A 24,261-nucleotide genomic window follows, 5' to 3' on the forward strand; every position below is an offset into this window, starting at 1 on the left:
TCAGACCGGGATTTAAGGCGAAAACCGCTTACAGTTTTCGCCATCCCGGTCTAAAAAAAATCACGACCTCTCCCGTTCGCGGGGGAGGTTTTTTCTTTTCCGGACGGACGCAAATCCGCCTTCCATGAAAAACCCAGGGCATTTCAGGGAAGGATTTTTCAGCGCCCCTGCCAGACTGTCGTTTTATACCCGTAGTTTTTTGGGGCGGGGCCACAATGCGGCTTAACCGCTTTTGAATGTTTCCTTCGGAAGATGATGCTTTCGAAGGGGATTTTATGCGGATTGCGCCGCGCAACATTGGGGACTATTTGCCGGTCGGGCGCAGAACCGCCGTGGGCGTCGTCTTGTCCACCTTCGCGCTGGTGCTTATCATCGTCACCGCGCTGGTTTTATCCGCCTTGAGCCAGGTTCGGGAAAAGGCCAACCTGCTTGACAATGCCCGTTCGCGCGAGACGACGGCGGGCGCCCTCGTCACCTTTCGCGAACAGCTCGGCGCGACGCTGAACGACTACGCCGCCTGGGACGATGCCGCCGAATATGTCTATGCCCCTGATCGGTTCGACTGGGTGGCAAGCAATTATGGCGAGATGACGGTCAATAACGATCTCTTCGATACGGCCGTGGTCATCGATGAGGACGGCAAGGTCCGCATGGCCTATCAGGACGGCAAGCCGGTAGCATGGAAGCCGGACGCCTATTTTGCCGGCGGCCTCCGGGAAATGATCGAGCGCGTGCGTTCCATGCGTCCGGGTATCACCTCGCAGGTGACCGGCTTCGTCAAGACCGGCGATGGTATCGCCGCCGCGGGCGTCGCGCTCGTGCGGCTAAAGTCCGGGGCGCTGCCGCCGGTCGGTGCGGAGCGGCGTTACCTGGTTTTCGCCCGTCATCTCAAGCAGGCGACGGTGGACAAGCTTGCCCGCAATTACGTCATCGACGGTCTGGAACTGCAATATGGCGACGGGCCTGCCGCCAACCATGTGGATATCGTCAATCCGCTGGGGGAGGTGCTGGCCCGGCTCGTCTGGCGCTCGCACCTGCCGGGAGACGTCAGCTTTCATGAGGCGCGTCCGGTCGTCTTTACCGCGCTTGGCATTGCCGGCACGTTTTTTCTGGTGCTGCTCATCATCGGTTCGGCCACGCTCGACCGTCTGAAGGCGGATGAGGCGGCGGCGCGGGAGGAGGCGCTGCGCGACCGGCTGAGCGGGCTCAGCAACCGCGCCGGGCTCTTCGCCAGGCTGAACCGCATGGTCGACAGGGGTCGCCATGACAAGACGGATATCAAGCTGCTCTATCTCGATCTCGACGGTTTCAAGGAAATCAACGATTCCTACGGCCATGCCGCCGGCGACCGGCTGATCAAGGGCGTGGCGGCGGCGCTGAGAGTGCTGGTGCCGGAAGGCGCGGTGCTGGCGCGGCTCGGCGGCGACGAATTCGCCATCGCCATTCAGGGCAACGACGTCTGGGCCGAAGGCCGCAAACTGTGTCTGGCGCTTCTTGAACTCTTTACCGAGCCTTTCAGCATCGGTGAAAGGGTGGCGAGCATCGGTTGCAGCATCGGCACCTCGGTTTCCCGCGCCGGCGATATCAATGGCGAGGAGTTGCTGCGGCGTGCCGATATGGCCATGTATCAGGCCAAGGAGAACGGACGCGGGCGTTACGTTTCCTATGAGCTGAAGATGGATGCGCTGCGCGAGGAAAAGCTGCAGCTCGAAGCCGATCTTCGCTCCGCCATTCTGAACGACGAGATACAGGTGGTCTATCAGCCGGTCGTCAGCGCCGCCACGCGCTGTATTACCGGGGTGGAGGCGCTGGCCCGCTGGCAGCGGCCGGGATATGGCTTCGTGCCGCCGGATATCTTCATTGCCGCTGCCGAAACCAGCGGCCTTATTGACCGGCTCGGCCTTCTCGTCCTGCACAAGGCCTGCGATACGGCGCAGCAATGGCCGTCCATCAAGCTCTCGGTGAATATTTCTCCGGTGCAGTTCCGCAATCCGGCCTTCTCCGGCCATGTGGCCGATATTCTCGACGCGACGCAGACGCCGCCCGAAAGGCTGCGGCTGGAAATGACGGAAGGTTATTTCATCCAGCATCCGGAACGGGCGAGTGCGGCCATCGACAAGCTGAAACAGCTTGGCCTGCATATAGCGCTCGACGATTTCGGCGCCGGCTTCGCCAGTGTCGGTTATCTGCGCCGCTTCGGTTTCGACCGCATGAAGATCGACCGTTCGCTGATCATGGCGCTCGACAAGGGCGGTCGGTCGCTGGAAATGCTGCAGGCCACCGTGGCGCTGGCAAAGTCGCTCGATATTCCGGTGACGGCCGAAGGCGTGGAAACGGAAGAGCAGGCGGCCATCCTGCATCTGTGCGGCTGCGATGAATTGCAGGGTTACCTGTTCTCGAAACCGGTCGCGGCGGAAGAGATCACCGCCATGCTGGACGGGCAGGACGCGCCGCTCTTTGCGTTGCGGGCAGGGGCGTGAGGCTGATTACTTCCACCCATTCTTGATCACCTGAAGGTGCGGTCCATTTCTTCTCCCCCGCCGGGGAGAAGGTGGCCCGAAGGGTCGGATGAGGGGGCGACGTTGCCGGATTTCGGAGAGCTTGCCCCCTCATGCCGCTGCCGCGGACTTCTCCCCGCCGGGGAGAAGAAATACGCGGCACCCGCTCAATCGAAATCCTACCTCTGTGCAGTCCGATAGCCGACCCGGCTTAGCGCCCCAGGTGCCGCTCGCCGCGCTTCTTTGCCAGTTCGATCTGCTGCTGCCGGTCGCGGAAGCGCTGGCGGTCCTCTTCGCTGCGGTCATCGTAGCAGCTCGGGCAGGACACGCCTTCCTCGAATTTGGGGGATAGGCGCACTTCCGGTGTGATCGGGTTGCGGCAGGCGTGGCAGAGCTGGTGGTCGCCTTCGGCAAGGCCGTGCACCACCGAGACGCGCTCGTCGAACACGAAGCAGGCGCCTTCCCACATGCTTTCTTCTTCCGGCACTTCTTCCAGATATTTCAGGATGCCGCCCTTGAGGTGATAGACCTCGTCGAAACCCTGTTCCTTCATGAAGGCGGTGGCCTTTTCGCAGCGAATGCCGCCGGTGCAATACATGGCGATCTTCGGCTTGTTGTGCAGGCCGGGATTGTTCTTCACCCAGTCGGGAAATTCGCGGAAGGTTTTCGTCTGCGGATCGACCGCGCCCTTGAAGATACCGATGGCGGTCTCGTAGTCGTTGCGGGTGTCGATGACGATTGTATCCGGATCGGAGATCAGCTCGTTCCAGTCGCGCGGGTCGACATAGGTGCCGACGATGCGGTTCGGATCGATATCCGGCACGCCCATGGTGACGATCTCTTTCTTGAGCTTCACCTTCAGCCGCACGAAAGGCATGTGCGAGGCGCGGCTTTCCTTGTGCTCCAGCGCGGCGAATTCCGGCTGGGCGCGCAGGAAGGAGAGCACGGCGTGAATGCCCGCATCCGGCCCGGCAATGGTGCCGTTGATACCTTCGGCGGCAAGCAGCAGCGTGCCCTTGACGCCGTTTTCCTGGCAGAGTTCGAACAACGGCTCGCGCAGGCTCTCGAACCGCGGCAGGCGGGCGAAATGATAAAGCGCGGCCACAAGGAAATCACCAGAGACTTCCGGGCGGGGGAGAATGGTCGTGTCGGTCATGGGCGCTGAAATACAGCGACGGCGACCGCAAAGCAATATTTATCGGCGGTTCCGGGCATTTTGAAAATCGTCAAATCGGGAGGATTTGCGGGCTTCCTGTCATTCCTGCTGCCGTGTGCAGGCAACGGAATGACGGAGGTGGGCGAGCGCCGAAAGTGGCGTTTGGGCTATTTCGCCGCCTGCCGCCACAACAGGCCGACGATGCGGCTTTCGGTGCGGGCGGATTCGGAAAACACCTCGTTCGCCAGCGCCAGGCCTTCCGTGCGCAGCGCCTGCTGTCGCTCGATGATCGCATCGAGCAGCAGGGCCAGCCGCTCGCCATTGCCGAAACGCTCCGGCTCGCGGTCGGCGACGGCGGCGAGAACCGAGAGATCGTGCTCATGGCCGAGAATGTCCACCAGCCGCTTGGTATCGGCCCGCTTGGCGCGCATGGCGGAAGGCCAGAGCCGGCGCATCAGGCCAAGATGCATCCAATAGGCCTGCCCGGACTTGCGCAATTCATGGAAATGCTCAACGTCGGCCTGTTCGTGGCAATCGGTGAGCGCCTTGCGTGCCGTTTTCCTCTGTTTCGCCCAGGCGCTTCTGAGCAGCCGGGCGGTGTCTTTCAACTCATCCGGCAGCGACAGGTCCTCAAGCTTCCTGCGCGCTTCCCCGCAGCCGGCAATGGCGGCGGCAATGGCCTCGTCGAGACCGGCCTCATGTTCTATGGCGTCGTCGCGGCGGGCGCGCAGCATCGCGGTGATCGAGCGCAGCGCTTCGCCCTGGGCATCGGAACGCGCGAAGGCCTCGAGATATTCCGCTGTCTCCACCAGCGCCGTTGCATCGCGCGCAAAGGCGAGGGAGCGGGCGATATCGCGAATACGGGCGTTTTCCTCGCGGCCGAAATCCGGCGCCGCCTTGCGGATGAGGCGATAGAGGGCGCGCAGCCGCTTGAACCGCTTGCGGGCGTCGTGCACGGCCTCGTGCGATCCGGACGGCTGGTCGCGAAGGATCGTGACCGTATCGTCGATCAGCTCCAGCCCGGCCCGACGGATTTCATTGTCGAAGGGCTTTTTCGGATCAATTCTGAAGGGCATCCGGCAAGTCTCCGTTCGGACAGTCCATGGCGAGCGACTGGTTGGAGAAGCGCTTGTCTCCGGTGACTTCCCTGCCCAGCCAGGACGGCAGATCGGGGTCGGCATTCTCGTCGTTCATTTCCACTTCCGCCACCACCAGCCCGTGATATTTCCCTTCGAAAACATCCACTTCCCAGGTGAAGCCGCCGTGGTCGACGGTGTGGCGGGTTTTTTCGATCACCACGCCCGGCGCGCTTGCCATCAGCTCTTCGGCGTCCTTGAGGGGTATGGAATATTCATATTCGTCGCGGACAAGCGCGCTTGCGCCGATCTTGATGGTCAGGGTCGCATCGCGCCGGTCAACGATCCTGACCCGGACCGAGCGGTTTTCCATCGAGGCGACATATGCCTGCCGGAAAGCCATGCTATGCGTGACCTCATTGCGCCATTCACCACCTGCAACAAGAAACTTCCGTTCAATTTCCTTGGCCATGCTGTCTCCGCGAACTGGGGCGCCAGATTATCGCAATATGATAGTGTGATGAAGCGAATTGATTGAAGTATCTGGATAAAAATGCGGCTGGCGCGCCTCGACATGAAAGCCGAGGCAGGCTAATCGGTAGACGGAATTTCAATCGTTTCAATTGCGCAAGGGAGGCTCATCTTGGCCCAGGACTCCGAAAAACTGCTCTCCATCCTCAAGCTCCAGCCGGTCGTGCCGGTGCTGATCGTGGATGACGCCGCTTCCGCCGTGCCGCTCGCACGCGCTTTGGTCGCAGGCGGCCTGAAGGCGATCGAGATCACCATGCGCACACCGGCGGCGCTCGATGCCATCCGCGCAGTTGCGGCGGAAGTGGAGGGCGCGAATGTCGGCGCCGGCACCATTCTCAATGCCAGGGATTTCGAAGCGGCGGCGGAAGCCGGCTCCACCTTCATCGTCAGCCCCGGCATCAATAAAAGCGTGCTGGAAGCCGCGCGCGGTTCCAAAGTACCGCTGCTTCCGGGCGCTGCCACCGCCAGCGAAGTCATGGCGCTGCGCGACGAGGGTTACAAGGTGCTGAAGTTCTTCCCGGCCGAACAGGCCGGCGGCGCGCCTTATCTCAAGGCGCTGTCTTCGCCGCTCGCCGGCACGGTCTTCTGCCCGACCGGCAGCGTGTCGCTCAAGAACGCCAATGACTATCTCTCCCTGCCGAACGTCGTCTGCGTCGGCGGCTCCTGGGTCGCCCCGCGCGAACTGGTGGCCACGGGTGACTGGGCGGGCATCACCAAGCTTGCCGCCGAAGCCGCCGCACTGCGCGCCTGATTTGCATCCTGTCAAACCCGTTCACGAAGGCGTGAGCGGGTTTGACATTTGTTTTCAGCCCTCGGCTTCCTATCTCCCCTGTAGATTTGACCTCTACAGGAGATTTTGATGTTCGACGCCAAGAAGCTTCTTGAACAATTCCTCGGCTCGCAGGTGCCGGGCCTTTCGGGAAGCGTCCGTGACAGAGCCGGGCAGGCCGCCGATATCGCCAGGAACAATCCGCTAAAGGCCGGCGCGCTCGCCGCCGCCATTCTGGGCACCAAGACCGGCCGCAAGCTTGCCGGTAATGTCGCCACCATCGGCGGCGTGGCCGCCATCGCCGGTCTCGGTTACCTCGCCTATAAGAATTACAAGTCCGGCCAGGCGCCTGAAGCCGCGCCGAAACCCGAGCCGGAACTTCTCGCCCCGCCCGCCGATTCCGCCTTCCATCCGCAATCGCCCGCCCTTTCCAATGATTTTGCGCTGAAGCTCATCCAGGCGATGATCGCCGCCGCCAAGGCGGACGGCCATATCGATGAGAAGGAGCGCGCCAACATCATGGACAAGGTGCAGGTCTCCGGTCTCGATAGCGAAGCCGAGCGGTTCCTCGAAAAGGAACTGGCCGATCCGCTCGACATCGACGCGCTGGTCGCTGCTGCCCGCACGGAAGAGCAGAAGGTAGAGCTTTACACCGCCTCGCGGCTTGCCATCGAGGCCGATACGCGGGCGGAGCGGGGGTATCTCGATCTTCTGGCAGGGCGGCTTGGGTTGCCGGATGCGCTGGTGGACCATATCGAGGCGACGGTGGTGGCGGCGAAGGTTTGAGGTTAGCCTCGGCGGGCGCGGTTTACCCCCCTCTGCCCTGCCGGGCATCTCCCCCTCAAGGGGGGAGATCGACAAGTGGTTATGTCTCGCCTCTCTCAACGTTTGCGAATGAAGTGGTGGTAGCGCCTCCTGCCGATCTCCCCCCTTGAGGGGGAGATGCCCGGCAGGGCAGAGGGGGGTGAACAGCACCCGCATCCCACCCCATATGCACTGTTGTCATCCCGCCCCGCTTGCCCTAATCCTTCTCCCAGCAAATGGGGAAGAGAATGCGCGATCTGAGTGATTTCAAGGGATGTCCGCCGCCGCAGCCGGTGGTGTTGAAGGGCCGTTACGTGACGGCGGAGCCGTTCGATCGCGAAAAACATCTCGCAAGGCTCTGGGCCGCACTTGGCGGCGAGGGCGTGAATGCGCTGCTCAAATATTTCCCGCAAAGCGCCTTTCCCGATGCCGACGCTTTCGGCGACTGGCTCGTCGGCGCGGGGCAGAAGCTTAACTGGGTCACGCTGGTCTTCGTTGAAAACGCCACCGGCGATATCGTCGGCATGGCGAGCTATATGCGGCCCGATCCCGCCAATGGCGTGGTCGAGGTCGGCTCCGTCGCCCATGGCGCGAAGATGAAGCGCTCGCCTCTTTCCACCGAGGCGCATTATCTGATGGCGAAACATGTTTTCGAGGATCTGGGGTATCGCCGTTACGAGTGGAAATGCCACAATGAAAACGAGCCCTCCAAGATCACGGCGAAGCGTTATGGCTTCACCTTCGAGGGCGTCTTCCGCCAGCATATGGTCTCGAAGGGCCAGAACCGCGATACGGCGTGGTTTTCCATGATCGACGGCGAATGGCCGCTGATCGGCAAGGCCTTCGAAGCCTGGCTTGCGCCGGAGAATTTTGCGGCCGACGGCGCGCAGAAGCGCAAGCTTGAGGATATCCGTGCGGAGTTTGCCGATGCCATTGCCTGAAAATCCGGCGCCTGAAAACCCGGCGCCTGAAAAGCCGAGCCCCGGCAAGAAGGACTGGTCTCCGGCCATCGCAGCCGCCCTCATCATCGTCGGTTTCGGGCTGGTCTTCTTTGTGATGCCGAAGATCATGCTGTGGCTGGGCGATTATTCGCCCTGGCTCGCCGCTGCCTTCGGCACGGTGGCAGTGCTGTGTTTCTTCCTGCTGTTCTGGCTGCGTGCGCGTTACCAGCGTCGCCGTGACGGTTAGAGCTTAAGCGACGCGCCGAGCAGCAACAGTCCCATGATGAGCACGAACAGCGCACCGGCGATCTCGATCGCATGGCTAATGCCGGCTGCCCTGCGGCTGCCGGGGCCAGCGAAACGGACGGCGAGGCCTTTTGCCGAGACGGCCATGATGGCGAGCAGCGATACCGTTATGGCGGTGCCGAGCGACATGGCGAGGACGGAGAGCACACCGCCGAGATAAAGCCCGTTCAGAAGCGCGAAGCTCATGACGATGATCGCGCCCGAGCAGGGCCTGAGCCCCACCGCGATGATGGCGGACCATGCCTCTTGCAGGCTGAAGTTCTTGCCCTTGAGCAGCATCGGATCCGGCGCATGGGATTTACCGCAGGCGGCGCAGAGATCGCCCGTGCCGTCATGGTCGTGATCGGCAAAAACCGGCTTGCCCTGGAACCGGAGGCCCGTGCCCATGCCGGTGGTTCTGCCGGCCGCGGTTTCACCTGCCGGCGCGAAAACCGCGACCGGCTCGCGCCGGATGCGCAGCGACCAGAGTTTTCGCACCAGCAGCCAGGCGCCGAACAGCGCCACCATGGCGAAGCTGGCGATCTCCATCGCCTGCGTCGCCTTCGTCATGGTGATGGAAGTGCCGCGCAGCACGAGCCAGGCCGCGCCGACGAGGCCGATGGCCATCAAACCCTGAATGAGCGCCGAGACGAAAGAAATGAGAATGCCGCGTTTCAGCTGCGTCTCATTGGCGATCATATAGGACGAAATGACCGCCTTGCCGTGGCCGGGGCCGGCGGCGTGGAAAACGCCATAAGCAAAGGAGAGGCCGATCAGCGAGCTGAGCGCCCAGCCATCCTCGCGCATGGCCTTCAACGCGCCGGTCAGCGCACGATAGAACATCTGCTGGTGCACGTTGATCCATTGCATCAGTGGCGCGAAGGGGCCGCCGACGGAAAAGGAAGGTTCGGCCGAGCCGATGCCGAGCGGCGACTGCGCATGGGCCGCACCGGCCACGGCAATGAGGCCGATGGCGACGGCGAAGAGGCCGGCCCTGCGGCTCAGCATGAGACCTCCAGCCGGGTGGCGAAGAGCTTGGTCATGTCGGTGCCGGTCGGATCGTTGAAGAAGGCGTCGGTGAGCGTGCTCTGGTTCTGCGAGATCACCTCGTCGGGATCGGGACGGACGACATGATGCTTGCAGGCATTCAGATCCTTGCCCTGCGTGGCGATATCGCCATCCTTGGCGAAATCGATCGCCGTATACATGGTCGGATCCCAGGCGCCGAAGCTGAGCTTGCCCTTGACGGCGAGAGGCTTGGTCGGTTTCACGGAGAAGAACATCAGGATCTGCTGATCCTTGTAGTCCACGTGAATGGCCTCGGGCTTCGAAAACTCCACCGGTTTTCCATTGGCGGTGATGAAGGTGTAGTAGGAATATTCGGCGAGCGATTCCAGCACGGTATTGCCGATTTCCGCCAGCTCGTCCTTGTCGAGCTTCAGATCGCTGTTCTTGTCGTAATCCATCACCACGCTTGCCGAGAACATCTCGTCGAAACGCCAGATGTTGCGCACTTCCTGAACGGTGCCGTTCGGCCCCTCGACGATTTCCATGCGGGCTTCGGCAAAGATATGCGGATGCGCCGCCGCGGCGACGGGAACGCAGGCAAGGCCGGCCGCGAGGAGCAAAAAGCGTCTGTTCATTATCCGGTCTGTCCTGCCTTCGAATCTGGAAGGCCTGACTCTAGCAGAAATTGGGACCGAATTTCGACCTGATGCGTCCGATCCTTCGCGCGGGCCGATACTAAATTTCAGAAGGTGCCGCTGAAACGCGAGGTGATGCTGGAGCCGCTATAGGCAAGATCGGTATCGCGCTCGCCATGCAGCAGGCGGTTGAACTCCACCTCCAGCTTGCTGTTCTTGCCGGTATCGAAGGAGAGCGTCGCGACCAGCCGGCGCTCGCTGGTATCGTAATTATAATAGATCCAGTCCTTGTGGACCCGGTGCAGCGCAAGATCGAGCCCCACCTTTTCGGTGAGCCTGCTTTTGATGACGAATTGAAAGCGGCGATGGAATTCGGCAATCGGGTCATCCGGGTCGAAAAGCGCATAGTCCTGCGAAAAGCCCGCGCCGAAGGCGATGCGATCGGTGGCCTTCACCTCGGCCTCGGCCCGCAGATAGGGGCGGGTGCGCTTTACCTTGTCGCTGATTTCATCGCCGGAAATGGATGTGAAGCCCGCTTCGGCCAGAACCGCGAAACGGTCGGAGAACCTGTAACCATAGGCCAGAGAACCTCGCAGCGTGTTGGCCGGGAAGCGTTCATATTTTTCCTGCTGCCCCTCAGGCACGGCGATACGGTCGTAAGCAAGGGTCAACCCGGCCTCGCCGCCGCCGAGTGATCGTGCATGTTCGGCCTTCAGCGATAAAAGCGCCTCGTTCGCTTCCAGTCGGGTGGGCAGGAAATAAGCCGGGCGGAACCGCGCCTTGCCTTTCATCAGGCTGGCCAGGCTTGCCGTCAGTGTGTTCTTGCCGCCAAGGGCGAGGATGCCGAGCTGGGAGGAGGCCTCCAGCTTGTGATCCAGCTGCCGGTAACCAATGTCTTCTTCCGGCAGGTGCAGGAATATATCGCCGGCATCGCTGCGGGTGCCGCGCAGCTCAAGGGCCCATTCCAGCTTTTCGGAAAATCGCTTGGTCAAGCCCAGCGCCGCGATGGTGTTATGTTCATTGGCGAAACGATAACGGGGCAGGCGAACCTCTTCCTGCTCGAGCGAATAACGCAGCTCCGCCCCCTCCAGCGCGATCTTGCCATTGAGCCCGAAGCCGGCGCGCAGCGAAATCGCGCTCAGCCGGTTGGTATCGGCGAAATAATTGCTGTCATAAGCAATGCCGGATTTATAGGTGACATTGTGCTCATCGGCCTTTTCCCCCGCCCACGCGCCGCAGGCGCAGGCAAGCCCGAGAACAAGCGCGATATATCCCCCCACCCGCATTCGCATCTCCGGTCTCTAATTAAGCAATATCTTATATTTGGATGGTTAATAAAGTTTCCCGCACCGCTTTACTGTTGCGGCACAGGTGCCGGCAGGCATTGTTTGAACAAGGGGCGGAAACGCGAAGGTGCGATATGTAAAATTTGATTAAAATCATAAGTATTAGTGTTAATCGTTTATTGTAATATTAGCCTTTGCTTGAATTAGAATCCTCTAAATATACAGTTCGGTTACGCCAGATGGCGTGATCAAACAAAAGAGGAGAGAGAAATGATTGCAAAGTTCGCTTGTGTAGCCGCTATTCTTACTGTCGCTTCCGTTGGTCAGGCCAATGCGGGCGGTCTTCTGGGAGGCATCCTGTCCGGCAACAGCAACAAGGGCGGCGCCCTTGTCGTCGTCTCGCCCAGCATCGATCTCGGTGTCAGCGGCATCCTGTCCAATAACGGGATTCTGAACGGCAACAAGACCGGCATCCTGAACGGTGTGCTGAACGGCAACAAGACGTCCGTCGATGTCATCGACAACAAGAATGACGGCGGCAAAAAGCGCCGGCACTAACCGAAACGTGGAACGGGATGGCGAAACCATCGGGCTTTTCTCCATCCCGCTCCAACGCAACAGCTCGAAAATCTTCAGGGATTTTCGACGCAGACGATGCGCGCAGCGCATAAGCCGGCAATGATCCTCGAGTTGCGTGTGTTTGACGCATGGCGTTTCCGGCAAGAACAAACGGCGCATCGCATGACTGGAAGAGGGCCTCGCGGCCCTCTTTTTTTGTCCGCGTCGCCGATGTGAACGACGCGCACAGAAGTGCGGGATGGCCACTACTCGTGGTGGTTTTTGTGATGTGGTGGTAGCCGTTTTTACATCGCGACGGCCGACTTGTGAATATCTGCGCTAATTCTAATTTATATTTGGTAAATATTGCAGATATTAATCGAAATACGTTTCATGACGGCTATTTTATCTGCGCTATTTACGCGATTTTAACCACGATGTTCTTCAATCTACGGGTGCGTTAACCCCGTCACGACGCTGCGCTTCCGGTCGCGAAATACTCGCAGCCCGCAGGTGACGGGATGTTATTTTCAAGGAGCTATCGCATGTTGAAACAATCACTTCTCGCGCTCGGCCTGCTCGGTGTTTTCTCCGGTGTGGCCGCTGCCGCCGATGCCGTCAGCGACATTCCGTCCGCGCCGGTCGTCAACGACGTTGCGCCTGCCTTTTCCTGGGATGGTGTTTATGTCGGTGCGTCTGCGGGTTACGGCTGGAACCGGGTTAAGTCGACGACTTTTGGCGTCACCACGAAGCATGAATTTGACGGCGGCCGTTTTTCCGGTTTCGCGGGCTATAATTTCGAAGTTGCCCCTTCCGTCATTCTTGGCGTCGAGGGCGATCTCGGTTACGCCTGGGGCGACAAGACCATTGTCACCAGCGAGGTTTCTGCAGGCCTGAATGGTTCTGCACGCCTGCGCGCCGGTTACGCGGTCGACCGCGCGCTGATCTATACCGCCGCCGGCTACACCGCGACGGACAGCGAAGTCAAAGCGCCGTTCGGCGAGGACAGCAAGGTCCTGCACGGCTGGACGGTCGGTGCGGGTATCGATTATGCCTTCACCAACAACCTGTTTGGACGCGTCGAATATCGTTACAACGACTTCGGCAAGGCAACCTACCGTACCGGTCCGATCACCTCGACCGGCGATGTCAGCGAACACGTCGTCAAGGTTGGCCTCGGCGTGAAGTTCTGACGGTTATTCCGTTTTCGACAGGGGGCGGCGCAACGTTGCGACGCCCCACGCGCTCGATGCGGCGATCCTGGCATCAATCCAGCGAACGTTCCGCCGAAGATGAAAACGCGCATTGCTTTTCAGGCAGGCTTGAACAGCAGGCCGTTTTGGTGTGATGGTGGTCGCCGTCATCCCGTCTCGCCTCCCAGCCTTCAGTCGATTCCCATGCTACAGAAAAGCACTTTGCCGGGCGCTTTCGATCGTCAGGCCTATTTGATCGCTCTGCTGGTTTTTATTGCCGGCAGCACCAATGCGGCTGTTGTGCCGTTTATCGGTTTTTACATCATCCAGGTGCTCGGCCATCCGCCGGCGACCGTCGGTTTTTACAGCGTGACGGCGGCGCTGGCTTCGATTGTCGCCAGCCGTGTTTATGGCGAGCGTGTCGATGCCGGGGTGCGGGTGAGGCCGTTGTTGATGCTTTCCGTGTGCGGCGCTTTTGTCGCGGCGGCTGCGGCGAGTTTCGGGCATCTGGCGCTGCTGGTGGCGATAACGGCGACCGGCATGGGGCTTTCCAATGCCGCCAGCACGCTCATTTTCAGTTACGGCCGGTATCATGGCCGGGTGAAGGCGCTCGATACGGCCGCCTATAATGCCTTCCTGCGGACGATGGTGTCGCTGGCGTGGATGCTGCTGCCTGCCGCCGCCTATCTGATCTTCGATCTTGCCGGCGCGAAGGCCGTGTTCATGAATGCCATGCTGATGGCGGTCATCTGGGGCGGGCTTGCCCTTGCGGTCGTGCCGCGCGACCAGACCAGCCCGATGGAGCGGCGACAGGCGGGTGACGACGATACAGGGCGCAACCTGCCGCTGCTTCTGGCGGCGGCCGCCAGCTTCTGCATGTCTTTTGCCCATGCTCTCTGCGCCTCGGCCCTGCCGGTGTTTCTGGTGCGGGAGGTCGGCCTGCCGGATTACGTGCCGGGCCTGTCGCTCAGCGTCAAATGCGCCATGGAGGTTCTGTTCATCCTGCTTGCACCGCGAATGATGCGCCGCTTCAGCGCCCGCCTGCTTCTGGGCGTTTCGGCGGTGATGGCCATCGTCGCCTTCAACGTCATCGCCTCGGTCACCACATTGCCGGCCATGATCGCGGGTGCGGCGCTGGAGGGCGCCTATTACGGCCTTTGCGCCGGCACTTGCCTTACCTTCGTGCAGGGCTTTGCGCGCGGCCGCACGGCCCGGGCGACGGCGCTCTACATGAACTCCATTTTCCTCGCCGCGCTTTTTGCGGTGCCGCTGATGGGGTTCGTATCGCAATATGCGAGTTTCGGCGTCTCGATCCGGCTCGCTTCGGTTGGTGCTGGCGCGGCCTTGCTGCTGTTGTTTCTGACGCGGCGGCAGGTGGGGGAGTAGGGCGTTCCGGCGGAAGTGCGGAGAGTTTCATTTGCCCTTGCAGCTCGAACCCTCATTCCTGTGCTTGTCACAGGAATCCAGTCAGCCCAAGTCCTTGGGCTGAAAAGACTCCCTTCGCCGCGCAGACGCGCGTCGGCTGGATTCCTGTGACATCCTCGGGCTGGTTCCGGGGAACAGGAATGAGGGGAGTGTGGGGCGGCCTGTTACGCCCGCGTCCATCCCTCAAGCCGAAATATCGATAATCCCGCAATCCCCCGCTTCCGAAGCAAAGGCGAGCAATTTGCCGGTGGCGCTCCAGTCCATGCCGGTGATGGCGCCCTTGCCGGGGCGGCGCAGCAGGGCTTCCTTGCCATCGGCAAGGCGCACGCCGAGGATCATGCCGTCGATGAAGCCGATGGCGAGCACATCTTCCACCGGATGGAAGGCGACATTGGTGACCATGATGTTGGCGCGGCTGCCGAGTTCTTCCGGGGCCTTGCCCATCGGGCCGTCCTTGCCGGCAAACGGCCAGACGATGGCGGCCGGCGCGCCGGAAGAGGCGAGCCATTTGCCCTTTGCCGACCAGGAGACGGATTTGACCTTGGCGGGATAACCCGTCATGCGCATGTGGCGGGCTTCCATGCCGCCCTTGGTGGCCTCCATCTTCCAGCCGTGCAAGGCGTTTTCCTGCATGGTGGTGACGAGGAACTTGCCGTCGGGCGAGAAGGTGACGCCGGTATGCGCACCCTTCCATTCCAGATCGACGGGATCGCCGGCGGTCGCCACCCAGTGCAGCGTCACACCGTTATAACGGGCCACCGCAATGCGCAGGCCCTTGGGCGCGAAGGCGATGGCCTCCACCGTGCGCTCTTCCTTGAATTCCTTGACCGTGCCGTCCGACAGCCGCACGAAGCTGGACTTGCCGACGCCATAAGCGACAGCCTTCTGCGGCCCGCCGGCAACGACGCCCACCCATTTGCGCGGCACATTGGCGATTTCGCCGATGCTGCCGTCATGGCCGATGCGCAGCACACGGCCGTCTTCGCCGCCGGAAAGCAGCGTGGCGCTATAGGGATCGCGCACGCAGGTCAGAAGTCCGTCATGCGCCTCAGTCACCTTCTCGCCGCCATCCAGCCGGTGAATGGTGCCGGCGGCGGTGGCAAACAGGGGAATGTCGCCGAGAAAATGGGTCGAGACCACGTGGCCTTCGATATCAAGCGGGGCAACAGTCGGCATGGGGCATCGGTCTTTCGTATCTGTGTCGGATGGGCGGGGGTGTCATTCCCGCTGGCTGGCATGGTTCTAGAGCATTTCCGGCAAAAGCGGAACCGCTTTACATCCCTTCAACCTCATTCCTGTGCTTGTCACAGGAATCCAGCCGACGCGCGTCTGCGCGGCGAGAAAAGTTCCTTCAGCCCAAGGACTTGGGCTGGCTGGATCTCTGTGACAAGCACAGAGATGAGGGAAGGAAACGTGACACCCCGGCTCAGGGCCGGGGTGAAAGAGGGAGAGCGATCAGGCCGTCGCGAGGCAGGCGTTGAAGCTCTTTTCCAGCTTCTCGCGGTCCAGTTCGCGGCCGATGAAGACGAGGCGGCTTTCGCGTTTTTCGTCTTCCTTCCACGGGCGCTGGTGGTCGCCCTCGATGATCATGTGCACGCCCTGCACCACGTAACGTTCCGCATCGCCCTTGAAGGCGATGATGCCCTTGAGGCGCAGGATGTTCGGGCCGTCGGTCTGGGTGACCTTCTGGATCCACGGGAAGAACCGCTCGGGGTTCATCTCGCCGCCGCGCAGCGAGACCGACTGCACCGTCACGTCGTGGATCGGCGAAACCGCGCCATGGTGGTGATGATCGTGGCCATGGTCATGATCGTGGTGATGATGCCCGTGATCGTGGTCATGGTCGTGATGATGGTGGCCGTGATCGTGATTGTGGTCGCAATCAGGGCCGCAGACATGATCCTCATGGCCATGCTCGAGGAAATGGGGATCGTTTTCGAGCGCGCGTTCCAGATTGAAGGCGCCCTGGTCGAGAACCCGGGCGAGATCGACGCCTGAACGCGTCGTCTTGTAGATGCGGGCGGAAGGATTGATGGCGCGCACGATATCCTCGATGCGAGCGACTTCCTCCGGCGAAACGAGATCGGTCTTGTTGACGATGACGACATCGGCAAAGGCGATCTGGTCTTCGGCCTCGCGGCTGTCCTTCAGGCGCAGCGGCAGGTGCTTGGCGTCAACCAGGGCAACGACGGCGTCAAGCTCGGTCTTGGCGCGCACGTCGTCATCCATGAAGAAGGTCTGGGCGACGGGAACCGGGTCGGCAAGACCTGTCGTCTCGACGATGATGCCATCGAAACGGCCGGGGCGGCGCATCAGGCCTTCCACGACGCGGATCAGGTCGCCGCGCACCGTGCAGCACACGCAGCCATTGTTCATTTCGTAGATTTCTTCATCGGACTCGACGATCAGATCGTTGTCGATGCCGATCTCGCCGAATTCATTGACGATGACAGCGTATTTCTTGCCGTGGTTTTCGGAGAGAATGCGGTTGAGAAGCGTCGTTTTGCCGGCGCCGAGATATCCCGTCAGGACGGTGACTGGAATGGGCTTGGCTATAGCTGTTTCGGTCATGGAAAACCCCGCGTGGAGAGAGGCCGTCAGGCCTCAGGAAGATGTGTCGTCGTCCATATAGGCGCGACGTCCTGGCAGTTCAAAGAGATTTTGGCCGAATTCGGCCATGGCACTCAAATTTTGTTATGAAATAACGTTATGTCAAAAGCGTGGATATCTTCAAGCAGTTCGACAAGGCCTTTTACGGCGTGGGAAATCAGCCTTTCGCCCTTTTGCGCGGTGGCAGCGGCGGCGTTTCCGGCAACGCCATCGGGGTTCAGATCGCTCATCAGCCAGCCGAAGGCATGTGGGCCATAGGCGCGCAGGTGTTTGAAGCGGCTGGCGAAATCGCTCTGGCGGGAGGGAAAGTTTGCGGCCTTCTGCATCGCCACCCGTTCAGGATGAAGCGCCAGCATGACCGATGTTTCGATATCGCCGCCATGGATGTCGACCGCCTTGGCTTCCGGCTTCACAATATCCGCCGGCACGCCGAAACGGGTCCAGCTTGTGGCGACCGCCAGCATGCCGAGACGGGCGCGGGCCTCGGTGGCGACGACGGTCATCAGCGGTGAATTGCCGCCATGGGCGTTCAGCATCACGAATTTGCGCACGCCCTTTTTATATTCCGCCTCGGCGATGCCGAGCCAGCGCTCGATGGCCTCATCGTAACGCAGCGTTTTCGTGCCCGGCACATTCATGTGTTCGATGGAATAGCCGACCGGTTCCACCGGCAGGAAGGAGACGGGCAGGTGGGCGGGCAGGGCGGCGGCGAGACGGGCGGCGATGCCTTCGGCAATCAGCGTATCGGTCTCGAACGGCAGGTGCGGCCCATGCTGTTCATGCGCGCCGAGCGGCAGCACGGAAATTGCAGCTGTTGCGCGAAGATGCGGGTCTGTTACGTTTTCGTCGTGATAATGCGTGTATGAGTTTGGCATATGGCAGTCCGCGCGTGCATTCGTTAAGGATTTCCAGCAACATATATCGGTTCCGCCACAGGGTAAAAGGCACTCGCATATGAGCAAGGACAAAACCGGGCATAAGGACAAAAGCGCCAAGAAGGAAAAGGGCGGCAAGAAGGTAAAGGACGCCAAAAAACGGGATGAGAATTTCAACCCCGAGGAACTGGCGCAATCCATCACCCAGGCGGCCCGCTCCATGCGCACGGCGCTGAGCCACAGCCTTGCCGAAAGCGGGCTTTATGCGGGCCAAGACGGCGTTATCCTGGCGCTGGCGCAGGAAGGCAGCCTCACGCCGGGGCAGATCGCCCAGAAACTCGGCGTCAAGGCGCCGACCATGACGCGCACTATCGGCCGCATGGAAGCCCAGGGCTTCGTGGAACGCAGCGGCGACGACGAGGATGGCCGCGTGACGCTGGTGAAGCTGACGGAAGCGGGTCTGAAAAGCGTCGAACACATCAATGTTTCCATCGCCAATTGCGGCGCAAGAGCCGTCGAGGGGCTTTCGGCCAAGGATGTGCGCAACATCGTTAAACTCTTGAAGGCGATAGACGCCAATCTTCAATAATTTTTGCTGAAATTTTTAAAAGAACCATCTGTTTTGTGGGTATTTCTTAAACGGGTTGCGGATTTTGTTTAAATTGTTTAATTGCAATTTAAACGGAGCCATCCGTCATTGACACGCGTTTGGGGAGGAATGCCGTGGCCCAAAAGGTCAAACTGTCCACGATTGCCGAAAGCCTCGGTCTTTCGACCGCCACCATTTCTCTTGCATTGCGCGACAGCCCGCTGGTCGCTGCCGATACGCGGGACAAGATCAAGGAACAGGCGCGGGCGCTGGGTTATATCTATAACCGCCGCGCCGCCAGCCTGCGCACCTCGCGTTCCGGCATCGTCGGCGTGGTGTTCCATGATGTGATGAACCCGTTTTACGGGGAAATTCTGAAAGCCATTGAAAGCGAGCTGGACCGCAGCCGCCAGACCTTCATTCTTTCCAACCATTACGATTCGGTAGAAAAACAGCGCACCTTCATCGAAACGCTGCTGCAACTCGGTTCCGACGGCATCATCATGTCGCCGGCCATCGGCACGCCGATAGAGGATATGACGCTGGCCGAGGAAAACGGCATGCCCGCCATTCTGGTGGCCCGTTCCATGGATGGCGTCGACATGCCGACCTATCGCGGCGACGACAGCTACGGCATTTCGCTGGCCACCAATCACCTGATCAGCCTCGGCCACCGCACCATCGCCATGGTTGGCGGCACCGACCAGACATCGACGGGCCGTGACCGTTATCAGGGTTATGTCAATGCGCTGCGCAAGGCCGGCATCGAGGTCGATCCGAACCTGCGCATTCCCGGCCCGCGCTCCAAGCAGGGCGGTTTCGAGGCGGCGGTGCATTTCCTCTCCCTGCCGCAGAAGCCGACAGCCGCCGTCTGCTGGAACGATCTCGTTGCGATCGGTCTCATGAACGGCATTTCCCGCGCCGGTCTGGTGCCGGGCGTCGATATTTCCGTCACCGGCTACGACGATCTGGAAGAGGCGGCCATCGCCACGCCGGCGCTGACCACCGTTTCCAACGGTCAGGCCGAGGTGGGGCGCTTGGCGGCCCGCGCATTGCTGGACAGGCTGGCGGGCAGCCACGAGCCTGACGGCATTCACCTCATCAAGCCGGAAATGCGCATCCGGCAATCGACCGGGCCGGTGCGGCCGCGGGTGTGAGGCTTCCGACGATGGGAAATGGTGCGCATTCTGTGCATTGCACCTTTCCGTCATTCCGGCCTTGAGCCGGAATCCAGCCACCGCGTGTCTACGCGGTGAAAAAGACTCTCTCAGCCCAAAGACTTGGGCTGGCTGGATGCCGGATCAAGTCCGGCATGACGGTGAGGGGCGCCGCAAAAAATCGGCATGAAACTTCCGTCTGCCCCCATAGCATCCCCTTATTGCCCTTTTCACGGCCGCCGTTGTTTGAAAAGATCGCCGCCCAGAGGAGCGGGATGGCGAAAGGTTCGCCTGCAACCTGCTCCGGCTATCGGAATGTTATCAGGAGGAATATCCGCTCATGTCTGACAAAAAGGCCGTCGTTCTCGTTCCCGGCAAGATAAACCCACGCGTTCTCGAACGCCTCGAAGGCAAGGTCGAGATCGTGGCCGTGCCTGCCGGTGCCGAGCCGGTTCTGCCTGATGGTGTGGCCGAGCGCGTCAATGCCATCGCCGTTTCCGGCGTCGTCAACGCAAAGTGGATCGATGCGCTGCCGAAGCTCGAGATCATCGCCAATTTCGGCGTGGGTTATGACGGCGTCGATGCCAAACATGCCGCAACGCGCGGCATTGTAGTGACGAATACGCCTGACGTGCTGAACGACGAGGTGGCCGATACGACGATTGCGCTTTTGATCAACACCGTGCGCCGTCTTTATCAGGCCGAGACCTGGCTTCGCGACGGCAAATGGGTTGGTGAAGGCCCGTTCGCGCTATCGCCGTTTTCGCTGCGCGGCCGCAAGGTGGGTCTCTTTGGCATGGGCCGCATCGGGCAGGAAATCGCCAAGCGGCTGGAGCCTTTCAAGGTGGGGATCGGATACCACACCCGCAGCAAGCGGGATGGCCTCTCCTACACCTATTACGGCTCGCTGAAGGAGATGGCGGAAGCCGTCGATATCCTCATCTGCATCGTGCCGGGCACGCCGGAAACGCACAAGGCGATCAATGCGGAAATCCTCTCCGCGCTTGGGCCGCAGGGCGTGTTCATCAATGTCGGGCGCGGTTCCAGCGTCGATGAGGATGCGCTTTTGCAGGCGCTTAAGAGCGGTGCTGTGGGCGCTGCCGGTCTCGATGTGTTCTATGCCGAGCCGAAGGTGCCGGAAGCCTTCCTGTCGCTGCCGAATGTCTCCCTGCTGCCGCATGTCGCCTCCGCCTCGGTTCCGACGCGCAACGCCATGGCCGATCTGGTGGCTGACAATATTCTCGGCTGGTTCAGGGACGGCAAGGTGCTGACGCCGGTGCCGGAAACGCCGGTTAAGGGGTGAGGCTTTGGGGAAGGGGCGAGGGCTGCGAACAGCAGCCTTCGACGTCTAGACTAGAACGAAGGCTCTACCCTCTCTTTCGTCATCCTCGGGCTTGACCCGAGGATCCACAACCCAGCCTAACCATGGATCCTCGGGTCAAGCCCGAGGATGACGCCGCGGGGGCGGCAAAGTTATCGCCAACCCCTCGGTAGATGACGTGGAGTGGGGCGGCCTTGCCGCCACCCCACGACTGCTTTCATCTATTCCGCAATCTCCGAGCTTCCCACCCATCGCCCTTCGGCAAACGACCGGGCCATGGCGTGAATGCTGCGCTCGATCTTCAGCCCTTCCTCGAAATCGATGATATGGGCCTTTTTCCCCTCGGTAGCCGCGATCAGTTCCCGGCATTCGATCACCTTCAGATCGTTGAAGCCGAGGCCGTGGCCGGGGGCGGGGATGAAGCGGTCATAGGGCTTGTGGTGCGGCGCAGTGAGGATGGTTCGGAAACCCTGTTCTTCCGGGCGTCCATCCGTGGTGTAAAGCTGGAACTCGTTCATCCGCTCCTGATCGAACAGGATCGAGCCGGTGGAGCCGTAGATCTGGATGGCGATGCGGCCTTTGCGCCCCCAGGCGGAGCGGTTGGCGATGAGCACGGCGGAAATGCCGCCTTCGAGTTTCAGCAGCACGCTGGCGAGGTCATGTGTCTCGACGGCGCGGTCGCCGCCGCCGGCAAGCGGCCGGGTTTCGTAAGGCTTCACCATGTCGGTGATGGCGCTTTCGGCATGACCGAAAAGGGCGAAGAGCAGCGACAGCGGGTGCACGGCGAAATCGTCCAGCGCGCCATAACCGGAGGAAGCTTCGCTCTTCCAGTAGAAGGGCTGGGTGGCATCCGCCATGAAGTCCTCGTCCATTTCTGCGCGGACGTGATAGACCCTGCCGATGGCGCCTTCGTCGATCAGGCGGCGGATATGGCGGATGACGGGGTTCTGAATGTAGTTGTAGCCCATCGCCGCTGCCTTGCCGGAACGCCGCGCCGCATCGCGCATCTTCACCGCATCTGCAAAGGCGGGCGCCATCGGCTTTTCACACCAGACATGTTTGCCGGCCTCAAGGGCGGCAATCGCCATTTCCGGGTGGAAGGCGTTGGGCGTGGTGACCGAGATGACGTCGATCTCGGGATCGGAAAGCAGGTCGCGCCAGTTGCCTGTCGAGCGGGCAAAACCGAACTCGGCGGCTTTCTTCGCGGCAAGCTCGTGGTTTACTTCCGCGAGCGTCACGAGGCGGGGGCGTTCCACATCGCCGAAGACGCTGGTGACATTGTTCCACGCCAGCGCGTGGCATTTGCCCATGTAACCGGTGCCGATAAGGCCCACGCCAAGAGCGGCCATGGTATTCTCCTCCCGAGATTATTTGAATTAATTCAATTGTTTGGATGCGTTGGTTCAGCTCCAACGTAGAGTCGAGATATACCTCCGCAGACCCCTCATTCCTGTGCTTGTCACAGGAATCCAGCCGACGCGCGTCTGCGCGACGGAAAGACTCCTTTCAGCCCAAGGACTTGGGCTGGCTGGATCCCTGTGACAGGCACAGGGATGAGGAGGCGGCGGTGTTTGCCTGAAATGCCTTACGGATTATCCCGCTTGAAAATCCAGTCGTGATCCGGGTGGTTCTTGAAGCGCCATTTGCGCATCGGCCCGGCCATCACGTTCAGATAATACATCTCATAACCATAGGGCGCGCCGCAGGGGTGGTGGCCCTTGGGCACCAGCACGACATCGCCGTCCGACACCGCCATGGTTTCGTCCAGCGAACCGTCCTCAGTGAAGACGCGCTGGAAACCGAAACCCTGCGCCGGGTTGAGGCGATGATAATAGGTCTCCTCCAGATAGGTCATATCGGGATAGTTATCCTCATCATGCCGGTGCGGCGGATAGGACGACCAGTTGCCGGATGGCGTGAAGACTTCCGTTACCAGCAGGCTGTCGGCCACATCGCGTTCTTCCATGGCGATGGGGAAGATGTAACGCGTATTGGCGCCCTTGCCACGCTCCGTCAGCTGCACGCCATTGGGACCGATCTGCTGCGCCTCGCGGCTGCCTTTTTCGCCGGGTGCGGTGCAGACGCCGACGGTGCAATCACTCGTGGCGGTCAGCGACCATTCGGAACCTGCGGGGACGTAGACGCAATGCGGCGGCTTGCGTTCGAACACATTCATGCGGTCGCCGAGTTCACCGAATTCCTTACCGCCTGCGGAAATCGTCGCCTTGCCTTCGACCAGCACGAGGATGACTTCCGTATCGCCGGTGTTTTCCGCCGCCGTCTCGCCCGGCTTCAGGCGGTAAAGGCCGAAACCGACATAACCCCAATCCGCGCTTTGGGGCGTGATATCGTGCACCTTGCCGCTGGTCGCGACCGGCTTGCGCAGAAGTGAGGTCATGGTGGTGTTCCTTTTTGGTCAGTCGTTCAATTTATCGGGCGGCTATTCCCGCGTTTCCCTCATCCCTGTGCTCGTCACAGGGATCCAGCCAGCCCAAGTCCTTGGGCTGAGAGGAGTCTTTCCGCCGCGCCGACGCGCGTCGGCTGGATTCCTGTGACAAGCACAGGAATGAGGGAGGAGGGGTTGCACCGGAACATACGATTCTAGGACGTATGGACGAATGCCCTCCGCTCAGCTCAAGCAGCCTGAGCCTTGTCCAGCCCCGCTTCGCGCGCAAAAGCCTTCAGCGATTTCAGCCCGAGGCTCTGATATTCGAAGGGGTTGCGCACGTCAGGGTCCTGTTCGGCCTCGATCACCAGCCAGCCGCTATAACCATGCTCGGCCGCGACCTTCAGCACCGGCGGGAAGTTCACGCCGCCTTCGCTGTCGCCGGGAACGGTGAACACGCCGCGGCGCACGCCTTCGAGGAAGGAGAGCCGCTCACCCCGAACCTGATCGGCAATGGCAGGGCGCACGTTCTTGGCATGGATATGGCCGACGCGACCCATGTATTTCTGGGCGACGCGCACGGGATCGCCGCCGCCGAACAGGCAATGGCCGGTATCGAGCAGCAGATGCGTCTTCGGGCCGGTATGCTTCATCAGGAGATCGATTTCCTCTTCGCTCTCGACCACCGTTCCCATGTGGTGGTGATAAACGAGGGTGATACCCTGTTCTGCGGCAAAGGCGGCCAGCGCCTCGACGCCCGCGCCGAATTTCGCCCAGTCCTCGGCCGCAAGGCGCGGACGGTCGACCAGCGCCTTGTTGTCATCGCCATGGATGGCATTGGAGGTCTCGCAGACGATGATGACCTTCGAGCCCATGGCTTTCAGCAGGTCAAGCGCCGGCTGCATCGCCTTCTTTTCGGATTCGATGTCATCGGTCAGAAGGTTCAGCGAATGCCAGCCGGAGACGAAGGAGAGGCCGCGCGGCGAAAGCACGCCCTTCAGGCCCTCCGGCTCAGTCGGGAACTTGTGGCCCTTCTCGATGCCGTCGAAACCGATCCTGGCGGTTTCATCGAGGCATTGTTCGAGGCTGATATGCGCGCCCAGCGTGCGGTCGTCGTCGTTGGACCAGGCAATCGGGTTGGTTCCGTAACGGATCATC

Annotated in this window: 24 protein-coding genes; 11 read left to right on the top strand and 13 right to left on the bottom strand. The window is 61.0% G+C overall.

The features are described 5' to 3' along the window. Positions 1-236: 236 nt before the first annotated feature. Positions 237-2,480 carry a putative bifunctional diguanylate cyclase/phosphodiesterase gene (locus ACQZ60_RS15655; RefSeq protein ID WP_448735571.1) on the top strand — a complete coding sequence of 748 codons (2,244 nt, stop codon included), beginning with the start codon at positions 237-239 and terminating at the stop codon, positions 2,478-2,480. Positions 2,481-2,709: 229 nt separating this feature from the next. Here ACQZ60_RS15655 and trhO read toward each other — a convergent pair whose 3' ends face one another. From trhO to ACQZ60_RS15670, 3 genes are all read right to left on the bottom strand, one after another. After that, complete coding sequence (gene trhO, locus ACQZ60_RS15660) at positions 2,710-3,654, bottom strand: oxygen-dependent tRNA uridine(34) hydroxylase TrhO (RefSeq protein ID WP_448735572.1); 945 nt, start codon at positions 3,652-3,654, stop codon at positions 2,710-2,712. A 167-nt stretch (positions 3,655-3,821) separates the two neighbouring features. Then, positions 3,822-4,730, bottom strand: coding sequence for a CHAD domain-containing protein (locus ACQZ60_RS15665; RefSeq protein ID WP_080819088.1), 909 nt, complete (start codon positions 4,728-4,730; stop codon positions 3,822-3,824). Beyond that, complete coding sequence (locus ACQZ60_RS15670) at positions 4,714-5,202, bottom strand: CYTH domain-containing protein (protein WP_004433417.1); 489 nt, start codon at positions 5,200-5,202, stop codon at positions 4,714-4,716. The genes ACQZ60_RS15665 and ACQZ60_RS15670 overlap by 17 nt, the downstream gene beginning before the upstream one ends. Before the next feature lie 171 nt (positions 5,203-5,373). Between ACQZ60_RS15670 and ACQZ60_RS15675 the strand changes: the two genes are divergently transcribed. The 4 genes from ACQZ60_RS15675 to ACQZ60_RS15690 all read left to right on the top strand — a co-directional run bounded on the left by ACQZ60_RS15675 (position 5,374) and on the right by ACQZ60_RS15690 (position 8,022). Then, positions 5,374-6,012 carry a 2-dehydro-3-deoxy-phosphogluconate aldolase gene (locus ACQZ60_RS15675; protein ID WP_004433419.1) on the top strand — a complete coding sequence of 213 codons (639 nt, stop codon included), beginning with the start codon at positions 5,374-5,376 and terminating at the stop codon, positions 6,010-6,012. A gap of 108 nt (positions 6,013-6,120) precedes the next feature. Further along, positions 6,121-6,816: a tellurite resistance TerB family protein gene (locus tag ACQZ60_RS15680; protein ID WP_059758510.1), complete on the top strand. Its 696-nt coding sequence runs from the start codon at positions 6,121-6,123 to the stop codon at positions 6,814-6,816. A 266-nt stretch (positions 6,817-7,082) separates the two neighbouring features. Next, positions 7,083-7,775, top strand: a complete 693-nt coding sequence (locus tag ACQZ60_RS15685; protein WP_059758508.1) for a GNAT family N-acetyltransferase — start codon at positions 7,083-7,085, stop codon at positions 7,773-7,775. Further along, positions 7,762-8,022 carry a hypothetical protein gene (locus ACQZ60_RS15690; protein WP_020812153.1) on the top strand — a complete coding sequence of 87 codons (261 nt, stop codon included), beginning with the start codon at positions 7,762-7,764 and terminating at the stop codon, positions 8,020-8,022. Before ACQZ60_RS15685 ends, ACQZ60_RS15690 begins: the two co-directional genes overlap by 14 nt. On the opposite strand, the gene ACQZ60_RS15695 is transcribed toward ACQZ60_RS15690, so the two are convergent. From ACQZ60_RS15695 to ACQZ60_RS15705, 3 genes are all read right to left on the bottom strand, one after another. Then, complete coding sequence (locus tag ACQZ60_RS15695) at positions 8,019-9,068, bottom strand: nickel/cobalt transporter (protein WP_059758505.1); 1,050 nt, start codon at positions 9,066-9,068, stop codon at positions 8,019-8,021. The genes ACQZ60_RS15690 and ACQZ60_RS15695 overlap by 4 nt on opposite strands. Continuing rightward, entirely contained in the window at positions 9,062-9,703 is a 642-nt protein-coding gene (locus tag ACQZ60_RS15700; RefSeq protein WP_059758503.1) for a DUF1007 family protein, read from the bottom strand. The genes ACQZ60_RS15695 and ACQZ60_RS15700 overlap by 7 nt, the downstream gene beginning before the upstream one ends. A gap of 107 nt (positions 9,704-9,810) precedes the next feature. Then, positions 9,811-10,989 (bottom strand): hypothetical protein, encoded by a 1,179-nt coding sequence (locus ACQZ60_RS15705; protein ID WP_059758500.1) that lies wholly within the window; start codon positions 10,987-10,989, stop codon positions 9,811-9,813. 270 nt (positions 10,990-11,259) lie between these two features. Here ACQZ60_RS15705 and ACQZ60_RS15710 point away from each other — a divergent pair, with 270 nt between their 5' ends. Together ACQZ60_RS15710 and ACQZ60_RS15715 are read left to right on the top strand one after the other, a co-directional pair. Further along, positions 11,260-11,547: a hypothetical protein gene (locus ACQZ60_RS15710; RefSeq protein WP_004433441.1), complete on the top strand. Its 288-nt coding sequence runs from the start codon at positions 11,260-11,262 to the stop codon at positions 11,545-11,547. 545 nt (positions 11,548-12,092) lie between these two features. Further along, positions 12,093-12,740, top strand: coding sequence for an outer membrane protein (locus ACQZ60_RS15715; RefSeq protein WP_059758498.1), 648 nt, complete (start codon positions 12,093-12,095; stop codon positions 12,738-12,740). A gap of 3 nt (positions 12,741-12,743) precedes the next feature. On the opposite strand, the gene ACQZ60_RS15720 is transcribed toward ACQZ60_RS15715, so the two are convergent. Beyond that, the gene (locus ACQZ60_RS15720; protein WP_156430056.1) at positions 12,744-12,911 is read right to left on the bottom strand and encodes a hypothetical protein; all 168 of its coding nucleotides are present in this window, start codon (positions 12,909-12,911) and stop codon (positions 12,744-12,746) included. A 33-nt stretch (positions 12,912-12,944) separates the two neighbouring features. On the opposite strand from ACQZ60_RS15720, the gene ACQZ60_RS15725 reads away from it, so the two are divergent. Next, positions 12,945-14,126 (top strand): MFS transporter, encoded by a 1,182-nt coding sequence (locus ACQZ60_RS15725; RefSeq protein WP_448735573.1) that lies wholly within the window; start codon positions 12,945-12,947, stop codon positions 14,124-14,126. A 222-nt stretch (positions 14,127-14,348) separates the two neighbouring features. Here the strand turns inward: ACQZ60_RS15725 and ACQZ60_RS15730 are convergent, their stop codons facing one another. From ACQZ60_RS15730 to ACQZ60_RS15740, 3 genes are all read right to left on the bottom strand, one after another. Then, the gene (locus ACQZ60_RS15730) at positions 14,349-15,341 is read right to left on the bottom strand and encodes a WD40 repeat domain-containing protein (RefSeq protein ID WP_004433450.1); all 993 of its coding nucleotides are present in this window, start codon (positions 15,339-15,341) and stop codon (positions 14,349-14,351) included. Between the two features lie 279 nt (positions 15,342-15,620). Next, on the bottom strand, positions 15,621-16,736 hold the full coding sequence (locus ACQZ60_RS15735; protein ID WP_448735574.1) for a CobW family GTP-binding protein: 1,116 nt from the start codon (positions 16,734-16,736) through the stop codon (positions 15,621-15,623). 113 nt (positions 16,737-16,849) lie between these two features. Beyond that, positions 16,850-17,650 (bottom strand): creatininase family protein, encoded by an 801-nt coding sequence (locus ACQZ60_RS15740; protein WP_448735575.1) that lies wholly within the window; start codon positions 17,648-17,650, stop codon positions 16,850-16,852. 79 nt (positions 17,651-17,729) lie between these two features. Between ACQZ60_RS15740 and ACQZ60_RS15745 the strand changes: the two genes are divergently transcribed. The 3 genes from ACQZ60_RS15745 (at position 17,730) to ACQZ60_RS15755 (ending at position 20,699) form a co-directional block, all read left to right on the top strand. Next, a complete protein-coding gene (locus tag ACQZ60_RS15745; RefSeq protein ID WP_035263256.1) occupies positions 17,730-18,239 on the top strand; it encodes a MarR family winged helix-turn-helix transcriptional regulator in 510 nt (169 codons plus the stop codon). 134 nt (positions 18,240-18,373) lie between these two features. Next, on the top strand, positions 18,374-19,396 hold the full coding sequence (locus ACQZ60_RS15750; protein WP_003505469.1) for a LacI family DNA-binding transcriptional regulator: 1,023 nt from the start codon (positions 18,374-18,376) through the stop codon (positions 19,394-19,396). Between the two features lie 340 nt (positions 19,397-19,736). Further along, a complete protein-coding gene (locus ACQZ60_RS15755) occupies positions 19,737-20,699 on the top strand; it encodes a 2-hydroxyacid dehydrogenase (RefSeq protein ID WP_448735576.1) in 963 nt (320 codons plus the stop codon). A gap of 239 nt (positions 20,700-20,938) precedes the next feature. Here the strand turns inward: ACQZ60_RS15755 and ACQZ60_RS15760 are convergent, their stop codons facing one another. From ACQZ60_RS15760 to iolE, 3 genes are all read right to left on the bottom strand, one after another. Further along, the gene (locus tag ACQZ60_RS15760) at positions 20,939-22,066 is read right to left on the bottom strand and encodes a Gfo/Idh/MocA family protein (protein WP_448735577.1); all 1,128 of its coding nucleotides are present in this window, start codon (positions 22,064-22,066) and stop codon (positions 20,939-20,941) included. Positions 22,067-22,302: 236 nt separating this feature from the next. Further along, on the bottom strand, positions 22,303-23,115 hold the full coding sequence (gene iolB / locus ACQZ60_RS15765; RefSeq protein WP_448735578.1) for a 5-deoxy-glucuronate isomerase: 813 nt from the start codon (positions 23,113-23,115) through the stop codon (positions 22,303-22,305). A gap of 236 nt (positions 23,116-23,351) precedes the next feature. Next, the gene (iolE, locus tag ACQZ60_RS15770; protein WP_448735579.1) at positions 23,352-24,260 is read right to left on the bottom strand and encodes a myo-inosose-2 dehydratase; all 909 of its coding nucleotides are present in this window, start codon (positions 24,258-24,260) and stop codon (positions 23,352-23,354) included. Position 24,261 lies beyond the last annotated feature (1 nt).

The sequence above is a fragment of the Agrobacterium sp. 22-223-1 genome, from assembly GCF_053522385.1.